Below are 13,243 nucleotides of genomic sequence, written 5' to 3'. Positions count from 1 at the left end.
AGCGTCAAATATTAGAGACTGTTCATCATCTCTTCTGAAACTTCCATATTGTGATATACGTTCTGTACATCATCATCATCTTCGAAGCGCTCGAGCATTTTCATATTGGCTCTAAACTGCTCTTCATTCACTTCTTTGGTATTGTTAGGGATTCTTTGAAGTTCTGCACTTTTTGCTTCGATTCCTAATTCATCCAGCTTGTGAGATAAAGACCCGAAATCTTCAAAAGCAGTGGTTATCAGTACTTCTTCTTCATCTTTTTCTACGTCTTCTGCACCTCCGTCGATCATTTCCATTTCGAAATCATCCCAATCCATTTTGATCTGTGCTAAATCGATTGAAAATATTCCTTTCCGGTCAAAGATAAAAGCCAGCTCACCGTTTTTTCCAAGATTTCCGTCAAACTTATTGAATACAGCTCTTACATTGGCAACAGTTCTGGTAGGATTGTTGGTCGTACATTCAATGAAAAATGCAACACCACCCTGTCCGTATCCTTCATAAGTAATTTCTTCATAATTTTCAGCATCTGCACCACTTGCCTTTTTGATTGCTCTTTCCACATTATCTTTTGGCATATTGGCTCCTTTAGCATTCTGGATGCATCTTCTCAATGCAGGATTAGATTCAGGATCAGGACCGCCGGCTTTTACCGCTAATGCGATATCCTTACCTATTTTAGAAAAAGTTTTAGCCATTTTATCCCATCTGGCCATTTTAGAAGCTTTTCTATATTCAAATGCTCTTCCCATTTTATTTTTTAATTTTCAACAAAATTAATTAAAAGTGAACGAAAAAAAAATACCTCCAGAAAACTGGAGGTACTTATATTTAGAAAAATTTAATTATTTTTTCTTTTTAACTACTTTTTTCTTAGTAGTTTTTTTAGCCGGAGCTTTTTTCACTGGAGCATCTTCGTAATCTTTCTTCTTCATTGCATTCCATTCGTTCATATCTTCAATAGCTCTTACTACTACTTTTCTGTCAACTTGTCTTTCAGCGTCAGAAGCCGTAGCAGGAACTGTAGCTTTAGCTTTACCAACACCTACAGATTTAAGAGCGTTAGCATCTACACCTCTTGCATCTAAAGCAGCAACCACTGCAGCAGCTCTTTCTCTAGATAATTTCAGGTTGTAAGCTTCAGAACCTTTAGCATCAGTTTGACCTTCTAATAAATAGTAACCACCGTCTTGCTTAATTAAGTTAGCAGCTCTGTCTAATGCTGGAGTTGATTCAGCTTTGATTGTAGCTTTGTTGAAATCGAAATAAACATTTCTGAATTCTTGCTCAACTTGAGTAGCTGTTACACTCTTAGGCTTAGGACATCCGTTGTATTCCGGAAGACCTGGAACAGTAGGACAAGCATCATCTTTATCTAAGATACCGTCACCATCTGTATCTGGCCAAGGACAACCATTGTTTTCAGCAGGGCCTGCAACTGTAGGACAAGCATCATCTTTGTCGATTACACCATCACCGTCTGTATCTGGCCAAGGACATCCGTTGTTTTCAACCGGACCAGCTACGTCTGGACATTGATCGTCTTTATCTGGAACTCCGTCACCGTCAGTATCAGGACATCCCTGGAATTCTGGTAAACCTGGAGTATCAGGACATAAATCGTCTTTATCTAAGATACCGTCTTTATCTCTGTCTCTGTTACCAAATCTGAAGTTCAATGAAGCAGAAGCTTGCCAGAAGTTAGCATAGTTCGCTTTATCACCCGGAGTTGAAACATAATCTCCCTGAATACCTAAACCGAAGTTTTTAGTTAACCAGAAGTTAATACCAGCACCTGTAGCAACTGTAAAGTGGTTTGCTTTACCATTTTCATTACCATTCTCACCGTTTCCAATCCATGCTCCGTTGGCATCAGTTCTAGGGAAAGTAAGAGAAGTGTAATCATGTCTAAGGTAGTTGGCACCTACTCTTAAATACGGATCGAACCAAGATTCTTCATCCCATAAAAGACCTGCAGCTTTAGCCTGGAAACCAAGACCAGTCATCAACATGAATTCTTTACCCATGTTAAATCTCTTGTTTTCAACGTTACCTACAGTAGTTTGCCAGTCAATAACCAAACCTTTACCGATATTTCTAGCAACAGTAAGCTTGGATAACGGCGGAGTAATAGAGAAGTTGTTCATATTGAACATTGTCTTCGTCAAATTATTAGCAGAGAACGTATTACTGAAGTTTTCTCTCTGTGCCATATGGTTTTCCGCATGAGCACCAACCCCGATCATCCACGGATTGTTGGTAGTCTGAGCGAACACAGTAGAAGCGACAGTAAGCGCCAATGCTGAAATTCCTAATTTTAGATTTTTCATAGAATTAAATGATTAAATAATTGATAATGCAAAATAAATATAATTTTTCTTTATATACAAAGTTTTTCCGATGATTTTTAACTTTTCTTTAATATTCTGTCGAGGTTTCTTTTATTTTCTCTATCTTTAATGCTCTCCCTTTTATCAAAGAGTTTTTTACCCCTTCCAAGCGCAATCAATACCTTTGCTTTTCCTTTATCATTGATGTATAATTTCAAAGGTATAACTGTATTTCCTGCATCCTTTAATTTCTTTTCCAGCTTTTGCAGCTCTTTTTTGTGCAACAGCAATTTCCGTTCCCTTTTTGTTTTATGATTATAAAACGTGCCTAATTTATACTCATCAATCATCATGTTGATGATATACAATTCCCCGTCAATAAACTGACAGAACGATTCTGCTATAGAAGCTTTTGAAGAGCGCAAAGATTTTATTTCCGTACCTGTAAGTACCATTCCCGCCTCATATTCTTCAAGAATTTCATACTCAAATCGGGCCCTTCTGTTTAATATATTGACTGTTTTTTCAATCTTCATCTTAAAAATTTCTTCTTAAATATATAAAAAATACCCTACATTAAAAACTTGAATATGACATTATTACGAAATACCCAAATTCTTTTCGTATTTTTGCGCCAAATTTACAAAACTATATGTTAACAGTATCTAACTTATCTTTACAATTCGGGAAAAGAGTTCTTTTTGACGAGGTAAACATTATGTTTACGAAAGGAAACTGCTACGGGATTATCGGGGCAAATGGTGCAGGAAAGTCTACATTCCTTAAAATATTAACAGGAAAACAGGACCCGACAACAGGACACGTATCTTTAGAACCTGGAAAAAGAATGTCAGTTCTTGAGCAGGATCACTTTGCTTATGATCAATATACTGTTCTGGAGGCTGTTTTGAGAGGTAACAAAAAATTATTCGAGATAAAAGAAGAGATGGATGCGCTGTATGCGAAAGAAGACTTTTCTGATGAAGATGGAATCAAGGCTGGTGAACTAGGCGTGATCTATGATGAAATGGGAGGATGGACTGCAGAATCTGATGCCCAGACCATGCTTTCAAACGTAGGTATCACGGAAGATATGCACTGGCAAATGATGAGCGAGCTTGAAAACAAGGATAAAGTAAAAGTCCTTCTTGCACAGGCACTTTTCGGAAACCCGGATGTTCTTATTCTGGATGAACCTACGAACGACCTTGACATCGATACCATTTCATGGCTGGAAGATTTCCTTGCAGATTATGAAAACACTGTAATCGTTGTATCTCACGACCGTCACTTCTTAGACACCGTTTGTACGCACATCGGTGACTTGGATTATGCTAAATTAAATCTTTACACAGGTAACTACTCTTTCTGGTATCAGGCTTCACAATTAGCGACAAGACAAAGAGCGCAGGCGAATAAAAAAGCGGAAGAAAAGAAAAAAGAACTTCAGGATTTTATCGCACGATTCAGTTCTAACGTTGCTAAAGCTAAGCAGGCTACTGCAAGAAAGAAAATGATCGATAAACTGAACATTGATGATATTAAACCTTCTTCAAGAAGATATCCTGCAATCATTTTCGAAATGGAAAGAGAAGCGGGAGATCAGATCCTGGATGTTAAAGGTTTAGAAAAAACAAAAGACGGAGAATTATTATTTTCAAATATCGATTTAAATCTTAAAAAAGGAGATAAAGTTGCTGTTTTGTCTAAGAATTCATTGGCTATTACAGAATTTTTTGAAATTTTAGCAGGAAATGTTGAAGCAGATAAAGGAACTGTGGCATGGGGTGTTACGACAACGCAGTCTCATATGCCTTTGGATAATACCAATTTCTTCCAGGAAGATCTAAGTCTGGTTGACTGGTTAAGACAATTCACGAAAAACGATGAAGAGCGTCATGAAGAATTCGTAAGAGGATTTTTGGGAAGAATGCTTTTCTCAGGTGATGAAGCTTTAAAATCGTGTAAAGTACTTTCGGGAGGTGAAAAAATGAGATGTATGTTCAGTAGAATGATGCTTCAGAAAGCCAACGTTCTTTTATTAGACGAACCTACCAACCACTTAGACTTGGAAAGTATCACAACGTTGAACAACTCATTGTCTAATTTCAAAGGGAACATTTTATTGGCTTCTCATGACCACGAAATGCTTTCAACAGTCTGTAACAGAATTATCGAGCTGACTCCTCAGGGAATCATCGACAGAGAAATGACTTACGACGAATACCTTGCTGATAAAAAAGTAAAGGAATTGAGAGAGAAAATGTACTCTTAAAATATTTTTAAAAACCGTTCATATCCTGAGCGGTTTTTTTTAACATTCAGCTATAGCAATAAACTTCCTTTTTAAAATATATTTCCCTATTTTTGTGAAATGAGTCAAAAATGGATTTACAAGCCCGAACCCGATGAAGAAATTGTGGATGGATTAAGTTCGTCCCTTGGTTTTGGAACTTTTGAATCTAAACTCCTCGTTCTTAGAGGAATTGACAATTATCAAAAGGCCAGAGAGTTTTTTAAACCGAACCTTACAGATATCCACAATCCTTTTTTAATGGCAGATATGCAGAAAGCTGTAGAGCGTATTGCTACTGCGATTGAGAACGGAGAAAAAATACTGGTGTACGGAGATTATGACGTAGACGGAACTACCGCCGTTGCGCTGATGTATCTGTATCTCAGCAAAATTGTACAGAAAAAATATCTAGATTTTTACATCCCCGACAGAAACTCTGAAGGGTACGGAATTTCTACAGAAGGTATTGATTTTGCCAAAGAAAACGGTTTTTCATTAATTATCGCGCTAGACTGCGGGATCAAAGCCTTGGATATGATCAACTATGCCCAGAATCTGGGAATTGATTTTATCATTTGTGATCACCATTTACCCGGTGAAGAAATTCCGAATGCCGTTGCCGTTCTCGATCCCAAGAGAAGTGACTGCCGTTATCCTTTCAAAGAACTTTCCGGATGTGGCGTTGGTTTTAAGCTTTGCCAAGGTTTAAATACCATCTACAAACTTCCTGAAGCCGAACTGTTTGAGCTGACCGATCTTCTGGCCATCTCTATTGCTGCCGATATTGTTTCTATGACCGGCGAAAACAGAGTTTTGGCTAAAATGGGACTGAAAATACTTCGCAAGACGAGAAATCTAGGCTTACGATTATTAATACCGGAAGAGAAACTTTCTCATTTCGAAATTTCAAATATTGTTTTTGAAATTGCTCCAAAAATCAATGCAGCAGGAAGAATTTCCCATGGAAAAGCCGCGGTTGAACTCATGGTTTCAGATAACCTAAAACATGCCCACCAGATCGTGAGTGACATCATGGATCTTAATGATGAAAGACGCGAGCTGGATATGAATTCTACCCTTTCTGCTTTAAATCAGATTATTGAATCCCAACAGGAAACAAAATACACCACCATTGTTTACCATCCCGAATGGAACAAAGGTGTCATTGGCATTGTAGCGTCAAGATTAATAGAAACTTATTATAAGCCAACTCTGGTTTTCACCGACGGTAATAATGGGGAAATGGTAGCTTCAGCAAGATCTGTTGCAGATTTTGACGTTCATGAAGCATTGGATATGTGTTCTGAATACTTTTTAAAATTTGGCGGTCACCATGCTGCGGCAGGACTTTCAATGGAGAAAGATAAATTTGATGCCTTTAAGGAAAAATTCGAAAGAGTGGTCTCTGAGAAAATTAAAGAGCATCAGAAAGAACCTTCTATCACGATTGATTCTGAAATTCAGATTGACGAGATCAACAGGGAATTTATCAATTTCCATAGAAAACTGGCTCCATTTGGGCCTCACAATATGAAACCTATCCTGGCTTTGACCAATCAGAAAGTATCAGGTTATATTAAAACGATGGGGAAAGATAACAATCACCTGAAGTTTTATATCAGACAGGAATCTACCGGTAGAAATATCGAATGTGTAGGCTTCAAGCTCGGACAGTTTGCCGATGATTTCAGAACAAAAAGTTTTGATCTGGCCTTCACCCTGGAAGAAAATCACTGGAAGGGAAATGTTACGCATTATCTGAATATTAAAGATGTGAAATTCAGGGATTAGGATTTATGAAAAAAATCGGTTTATTTTTCGGATCATTCAATCCCATCCATATCGGGCATCTGATCCTTGCCAATTATATTCTGGAGCATTCGGACATGGATGAGTTGTGGTTTGTGGTAAGTCCTCAGAATCCATTTAAAGAAAAAAAATCTTTACTAAAAGACCATAACCGGTTAGACATGGTGCAACTTGCCGTAAAAAATTATCCGAAAATTCGTGCTTCAAATGTGGAATTTTCTTTACCTCAGCCAAGTTATACGATTGATACTTTAACATACCTTCACGAAAAATATCCGGATTATTCTTTCAGCCTTATTATGGGTGAGGATAATCTGAAAGGTTTACACAAATGGAAAAATGCCGAAACTTTAATTAAAAATCATCATATCATTGTGTATCCAAGAGTTTTTGAAGGTGAGAAAAAAGACTCCGAATACCTCGAGCATGAAAACATTTCATTAATCAAAGCTCCTATCATTGAGATTTCTGCAACGGAAATCCGGAATATGATCAAAACCGGAAAAAATGTAAGACCTATGCTGCCACCAGAAGTTTTTGAGTATTTGGACGGTAGTAGTTTTTATAAGTAAATTTGTAGCTGCTTAAGGCTCGGTGCTGGAAGATGGATGCTGGAAGTTTCTGACTCTTTAGTCTCGAATATCTTTAATGATCAATAAATAGTTATGAATTTCTTAGAAAAATTATTCTTAAAATATCCGCAAGAAAAAGTAATTAAATGGTTTAAGAATATTTGCCTGGCAGAAGCCGTTTCCTGGTTCTTTCTTTTTACGGCAATGATCTGGATCCGTACGAATCCTGAAGATATTTTTCCTATTGTATATATCAGTACGATCGGCAGTATTCACGGTTTATTTTTTACACTTTATCTTTTGTTTTTACCAGCCATCAGAAAAATATTTATCTGGGATGATGAAGACAGCGTTTTCTCCTTGATTGCCGCTTTCTTTCCTTTTGCTACGATCTGGATCGATAAAAAGCTCGCCCGTTTCGACAGAGAATAAAAATTACTTTACGGATCTTTTCAGATCCTTTTTTTATGCCTTTTTTTCTATATTTTAAACTTTTTAATGGTCAATTTTCAAAATTTTTTCTGTTTGAATGTAATATAACTTTGTCTCAAATTGTCTAAATAATAACAAAGACAATATAATTTAAAATTTTAACTAAAAATTTAATTACTGAAAATCAATTAGTTAAAATTTATTTAAAAACATTTTAAGTACTTTGTATTGCAAGATACTTAATTTATTATATATCTTTGCAATGTTAAATAATAATAAATACAAGCTATTAAACTCTCTAAAGAAATAAAACATGAAAACGACTATTCTGATTGCAGCCATATTTTTTAGCGGACTTACATTCGCACAGGAAAAAAAACAAGATACCTTAAAAACAAAAAGTATTGAAGGAGTAACTTTAACCAAACAGGTTTTCAAAAAGCAAAGTGACCGTTTTGTATACGACGTTGCTGCTTCGCCTGTCGCTAAAGGAAATACAACTTTTGATCTGTTGAAACAAACACCCCTATTGTCTACGACAGATGATAAAACATTGAAAATCGTAGGAAAAAACAACGCACTGATCTACATCAACGGTAGAAAAACCAATATGGATGCGGAATCTTTAACGCAATTCCTTAAAAATACACCGGCTGAAAATATCCAGAAGATTGAAGTGATTACCGTTCCGGGAAGTGAATATCAGGTTGAATCTTCCGACGGAATCATCAACATCATTTTAAAGAAAAAAATGAGTGACGGTACGAGCGGAAACATGAGAATGTCTAATACTCAGAATAAATATAATGCAAGCAATGCCAGCTTCTCAGTAAATTACAGAAAAGATAAATTAGGAATCAATGCCAACTTAAGCGGCGGTGAAAATATTAATCCGCAGACTTATATATTAAGAAACGGAACCGATAAAATGCAGAATGAATCTGTAGGTGATATTGATGATCCAAATAAAAACCTTGGCGGATATTTAAATATTGATTATCAGCTAACCGAAAAAAGTAACCTTGCCTTATCATGGAATTCGTGGGCTAATAAAAGCTATAATTCTACGATCGATCTGTATAACACCCTAATTCAACCAGATAAGGATGGAGTAATGACGACCAAACATACTTGGACGAAAAACAAGGAAGATGCCAGAAATTACAACAATTCTGTTAATTTAAATTATGAAATAAAGCTTGACTCTTTAGGCAGTAAATTCAATGCCAACGCTGCTTATCTGAACTATAAAAGGTTTCAGTTCTCAAACAACAATACGTTGGTTTATGATAATCTGAATGAGATTACAACAGGTAAGACAATCACTCAGAATATTCCGCAGATCATCAATAATTTCTCAGGAACAGTGGATTATATTCAGAAGTTTAAAAATGATTTTACCTTTTCTGTGGGAGGGAATTTTAACAAGACAAAAACGGACAATGACACTCAAAACAACACCTATTTATTTGTAGATGATGAGGGAAATCATATTCCAAATGTGCAGCCTGATCCAGATCTTAATCACTTTATCTATGACGAAAACATTTATGGTGCTTACCTGACTCTTGAAAAGAAATTCTCTGATAAATTCTCTGGAAAAGTAGGAGCACGGTATGAAATCACCAACAGTCTGGGTACGGCAGACAGTCCTACTCATGAAATTGAAAGTCAACGACATCAGCGTATTGAAAGAAACTACAACAATCTGCTTCCTTACTTAAGCTTTAACTATGCTATTAATGATAAAAACAATGTTTCTTACTCCTTTTCAAGCAGAATGCGAAGACCTAGTTTCTGGGAACTTAATCCGGTAAGAAATTACATCACCGATTTCAATTATACGCAGAATAACCCATTTGTGAAGGCATCTTCAACGTATAACCAGGAACTTACCTATATGTATAAAAACTCGTATTTCCTGATCCTGAATCATAGTTATGTAAAAGACCAGATTACACAGGTGCCATTGCAGGGTTATGTAAAATCAGTCGACGGTAAGATCGGGGATCAAAATGTATTGCGTTACATCAGAACAAACTTTGGAGACAAGCAGGAAATGTCTGCCATGCTGGGAATTCAAAAGTCTCTATTTAAACAGTATTTAACCTTAAATTTCAATGCAGGGGTACAACATAATATCAACAACGGAACGTTAGCCCAAGACCCTACAACAGGAGATACCTTTGTAGATATAGAAGGAAATCCATTGATATACAGAAACAATATAAAATCAACCAGCCTTGTTATTACCAGTAATAATACCATCCGTTTAGACAAAAAGAAAACATGGTTCCTTGGTGTAAATTATTTCTATGTTGACAAACAACAGATTGAACTTGGAATGCTGAAAAACTTAATGAGCCTTGACCTCAGCATCAAGAAAAACTGGAATGACTGGACATTTGCCGTGAATGTAAATGATGTATTAAGAACAAACGTTGTAGAAATCGAAGATTACCAGGCCAACGGAAATTATAATTACATTAGAAACGACCAGTACAGAAGAAATCTTACCGTAAGCATTACGTATAATTTCGGAAATCAGAAAGTAAAAAAAGTAAGAGATATCGAAAGTGCTTCCGACGCTATCAAAAACAGAACAAGATAAATCAATCATTCTTCATATAGATTATTTTTTGTGGTAACTCGCCGGTTTTACGGTGAGTTTTTTATATTTTTAAATGAGAATATGAAATTTTAAGAATGAACTATTTTAATACTATTTATGAAATATCTTTTATTAATTTCTGCAGGTTTAATAATTCTTGGATTTTCAGGATGCAGGCAAAAAACGATTGATCTAGGAAAAGATGCTTCTTTTAAAATAGAGAAAAATATTGCTTACGGAGAAGATAAAGAACAAATAATGGATATTTATATCCCTGAAAATCAATCAGAAGAGAAAGACGTTTTCCTCATTATTCACGGTGGCGGATGGCGTGGTGGGAAAAGGTCACAATTGACCAGTTTTACTTTTGATTTAATGAAAAAATTCCCGAAGAAAATTTTCGCCAATATTGATTACCGGCTGGCTTCTGTAACACATTTTGCTCTTCCTGATCAAACTGATGATATCAAAAGTGCAATGAATTATTTAGAGAAAAAATTAAAAATTAAACCTAAATATATTCTTCTCGGAAACAGTGCTGGCGGGCATTTATCTATGCTTTATGCTTATAAATTTGATAAAGATAAAAAAGTAAAAGCCGTTATTAATATTGTAGGTCCTGCGGATCTCAATGATCCAGGCTTTAAGAATTATGATGATTATACATTTGTTGAAAAACATCTTATCGATCCAAAAATTGTTGGAACTAAAACTACTTTAATGAACTTTGGAAGTCCGGTTTATTGGGTCAGTCCAACCTCAGCTCCTACACTTTCGTATTACGGAGTAAATGACTGGGTGGTCCCTTTATCGCAAAAGAAAATCTTAGATTCGGTTTTAAATAAAAATAATGTTTATCATAAATCCTATGAATTTAACGGAGATCATCTCGGATGGGAAAAAGATTCCAATGCCAAATTTTTAATCCAAAAAACAGATGAATTTCTAAGAAATATTGACAAAAAATAAACGCCCTGAAAAATTTCAAAGCGTTTATCGTTTTATTCTGATTTAAAAACTTCCGATCTTTCCGAAACTCCGTTCGCATTGAAGGCTTCGATCTGGAAATAATAGGCATCCGTTCTGTCGGCTCCGGTGAAGAAATATTCATTTTTACCGTACACCATAATGCTTCCGTATAATTTCTCAGGAGATTTGCCCCAGTAAATTACATATCCGTCGGCATCAGCATTTTGTTGCCACTTCATCCAGATGCTTCTTCTTTCCCCATATTTTTTAGGATCGGCTCTTAATGGCACAAAGTTCTGAACTTTTCCGGGAACTGTTCCCGCTCCTTTCCCGAATACTCTGAAACCGCTTAACGCAAATTTTCCTGTTGGCATTTTCAGATTTTCCATTTTCAGGAATCTTGCTTTGACTGGCTTTTCCAGTTCTACATAATCATGAGGAACATCTTTGGTATTTTTGCTTTTGTCAACAATTACATTCCATTTTTTACCGTCATTGGAGCCATAAATTTTATACTGATGCATTTTGCCTAAGGTTTTTCCCATAAACTCAACATCCTGATCCGCATAATTGATCTGAATCGCATTAATGGTGGAAACCTCTCCTAAATCCGTCTGAAACCACTCACCTGAATTTCCTGTTTTAGCGCTCCAGTAGGTTTTAATATCTTCATCCACCGCGTAATTAGAGTGATATCCTCCCAAAGTTGATGATACCTGAACCGGCTTGTTATAATTCAGCAACATCCAACCGGCGAAAAGCCCTTTAGAAAAATCTTTTCCCTGGGCATACTGTGGAAGATAAGTCGGATAATCGCCATACGCTGTGTTACAGTACATCACATCATCGTTGTCGAATCCTGCCGGCCAGATCCCCAAACGTCTTTCAAAATTATTTTTAGTAGAAATAAATATCGTGGAAATATGCCACCAGTTTTTATAATTATCCTCGAAAGTGGCACCGTGTCCTGCTCCTCTGGCAAAACCTCCCGGCTTATACGAAAAAGGATTGTGCTGTTGATATTCGAAGCCTTCCAACGGCTTATCACTCACATATACCCCGTCAGAATATCCACTGAATTCCGTTGCCGGAGCACCGTACTGCATATAATATTTACCGTTATGCTTGGTCATCCATGCGCCTTCCACAAACGGCTGAAGAAAAACATTATCATTGTACTCCCCGAATCTTTCCCAGCCGTGATCTTCAGGTTTCAATCTTACAATAGGCTTTACAAAACCTTCTGACTGAAGCGTATTCACTTTCACCTCTGTCCCTAACAGGGGCCACTCGTTGCTGGAACCCCAATACAGATACAGCTTATTTTTATCCTCATCATAATGAAAAGCAGGATCCCAGGCTCCGACTTTCAGGGTGTCAACCGCAATTTTCCAGTCATCTTTTGTGGGATTGGTACTTTTCCAGATCGGAAAATCCTGTTCCCACGTTGAGCCGAAAACATACAAGGTGTCCTTCATCGCCCAAACAGCCGGAGCGTTCAGGTCGTGGATATATTTGTTATCTCTCAGGAATTTCCTTTTTACGAATTTCCAGTCGAGCATATCATCGCTGTACCAGTATCCCTCCTGATTGGTGGAAAAAAGGAAGAGTTTATTTTTAAAATTAACAATCACAGGATCCGCTGTCGCACGATGTTTTCCCTGTTTTGAAAAAACCTCAAACGGTGTATATCCGTAATCAATATTGATCGGGTTACAAAATGTCTTTTGCTGGGCATTCATTCTGAATATTCCCAACAAAAGCATGAATGAAAGAAGATACTTCTGCATTTTCATACGTTTTAACTTTAAAAACAAAAATAGGTAAGTTTTTTGGGTTCTTTAGTCGGGTGGTTGATTTTTTTGTAGTCGTTGTTAAAGATACTCCGGATAAAATTATTGTTATTCTGTAATTGGAAAGTATGAACGTGATGACATGATTACTTCTATTGAGGTTGCTAAAAATATTGCAAAGATTTTAGGAACTACAGTTGGTTATCTTTTAGGAGAGACAGAAGAAGTGAATATTTTCAAAGATCCTGCAATGCTCAACCGTTTCAACGACATTGAAAAGCTTGATCCGGAAAATAAAAAACATCTGCTCTCCGTTGTAGATGGGTTTATTAAGCTCTTAAAATTAAAAATATTGCTGCATTATAAATAAACCCTCGCAAGTTGCGAGGGTTTATTTATTTATCCGCTCAAAGTCACAGACTTTGCGCAGT

General features: G+C 36.4%; 11 protein-coding genes. 7 read left to right on the top strand and 4 right to left on the bottom strand.

Features of this window, described 5'->3' with window-relative positions; all coding sequences use genetic code 11:
- Nucleotides 1-11 precede the first annotated feature (11 nt).
- The 3 genes from AC3WV0_RS09410 to smpB all read right to left on the bottom strand — a co-directional run bounded on the left by AC3WV0_RS09410 (nucleotide 12) and on the right by smpB (nucleotide 2,866).
- Nucleotides 12-752: a YebC/PmpR family DNA-binding transcriptional regulator gene (locus AC3WV0_RS09410; RefSeq protein ID WP_488845844.1), complete on the bottom strand. Its 741-nt coding sequence runs from the start codon at nucleotides 750-752 to the stop codon at nucleotides 12-14.
- 93 nt (nucleotides 753-845) lie between these two features.
- Entirely contained in the window at nucleotides 846-2,330 is a 1,485-nt protein-coding gene (locus AC3WV0_RS09405) for an OmpA family protein (protein ID WP_488845843.1), read from the bottom strand.
- A 77-nt stretch (nucleotides 2,331-2,407) separates the two neighbouring features.
- Nucleotides 2,408-2,866, bottom strand: a complete 459-nt coding sequence (gene smpB, locus AC3WV0_RS09400; RefSeq protein ID WP_089999839.1) for an SsrA-binding protein SmpB — start codon at nucleotides 2,864-2,866, stop codon at nucleotides 2,408-2,410.
- Nucleotides 2,867-2,982: 116 nt separating this feature from the next.
- On the opposite strand from smpB, the gene AC3WV0_RS09395 reads away from it, so the two are divergent.
- The 6 genes from AC3WV0_RS09395 to AC3WV0_RS09370 all read left to right on the top strand — a co-directional run bounded on the left by AC3WV0_RS09395 (nucleotide 2,983) and on the right by AC3WV0_RS09370 (nucleotide 11,019).
- Nucleotides 2,983-4,605, top strand: coding sequence for an ABC-F family ATP-binding cassette domain-containing protein (locus tag AC3WV0_RS09395; RefSeq protein ID WP_072883960.1), 1,623 nt, complete (start codon nucleotides 2,983-2,985; stop codon nucleotides 4,603-4,605).
- 99 nt (nucleotides 4,606-4,704) lie between these two features.
- On the top strand, nucleotides 4,705-6,417 hold the full coding sequence (recJ, locus tag AC3WV0_RS09390; protein WP_312903095.1) for a single-stranded-DNA-specific exonuclease RecJ: 1,713 nt from the start codon (nucleotides 4,705-4,707) through the stop codon (nucleotides 6,415-6,417).
- 5 nt (nucleotides 6,418-6,422) lie between these two features.
- On the top strand, nucleotides 6,423-7,007 hold the full coding sequence (gene nadD, locus AC3WV0_RS09385; RefSeq protein WP_488845842.1) for a nicotinate (nicotinamide) nucleotide adenylyltransferase: 585 nt from the start codon (nucleotides 6,423-6,425) through the stop codon (nucleotides 7,005-7,007).
- A gap of 93 nt (nucleotides 7,008-7,100) precedes the next feature.
- Entirely contained in the window at nucleotides 7,101-7,439 is a 339-nt protein-coding gene (locus tag AC3WV0_RS09380) for a DUF3817 domain-containing protein (RefSeq protein ID WP_488845841.1), read from the top strand.
- A 313-nt stretch (nucleotides 7,440-7,752) separates the two neighbouring features.
- The gene (locus AC3WV0_RS09375) at nucleotides 7,753-10,050 is read left to right on the top strand and encodes a TonB-dependent receptor domain-containing protein (protein WP_488845840.1); all 2,298 of its coding nucleotides are present in this window, start codon (nucleotides 7,753-7,755) and stop codon (nucleotides 10,048-10,050) included.
- A 117-nt stretch (nucleotides 10,051-10,167) separates the two neighbouring features.
- On the top strand, nucleotides 10,168-11,019 hold the full coding sequence (locus AC3WV0_RS09370; RefSeq protein ID WP_488845839.1) for an alpha/beta fold hydrolase: 852 nt from the start codon (nucleotides 10,168-10,170) through the stop codon (nucleotides 11,017-11,019).
- Between the two features lie 32 nt (nucleotides 11,020-11,051).
- Here AC3WV0_RS09370 and AC3WV0_RS09365 read toward each other — a convergent pair whose 3' ends face one another.
- Nucleotides 11,052-12,809, bottom strand: a complete 1,758-nt coding sequence (locus AC3WV0_RS09365) for a discoidin domain-containing protein (RefSeq protein ID WP_488845838.1) — start codon at nucleotides 12,807-12,809, stop codon at nucleotides 11,052-11,054.
- Nucleotides 12,810-12,954: 145 nt separating this feature from the next.
- Between AC3WV0_RS09365 and AC3WV0_RS09360 the strand changes: the two genes are divergently transcribed.
- Nucleotides 12,955-13,182, top strand: a complete 228-nt coding sequence (locus tag AC3WV0_RS09360; protein WP_488845837.1) for a hypothetical protein — start codon at nucleotides 12,955-12,957, stop codon at nucleotides 13,180-13,182.
- Nucleotides 13,183-13,243: the final 61 nt, after the last annotated feature.

This window comes from Chryseobacterium sp. 27AL (genome assembly GCF_057815395.1).
The sequence above is the reverse complement of the archived record's forward strand: the minus strand, read 5'-3'. Positions and strand labels throughout refer to the sequence as shown.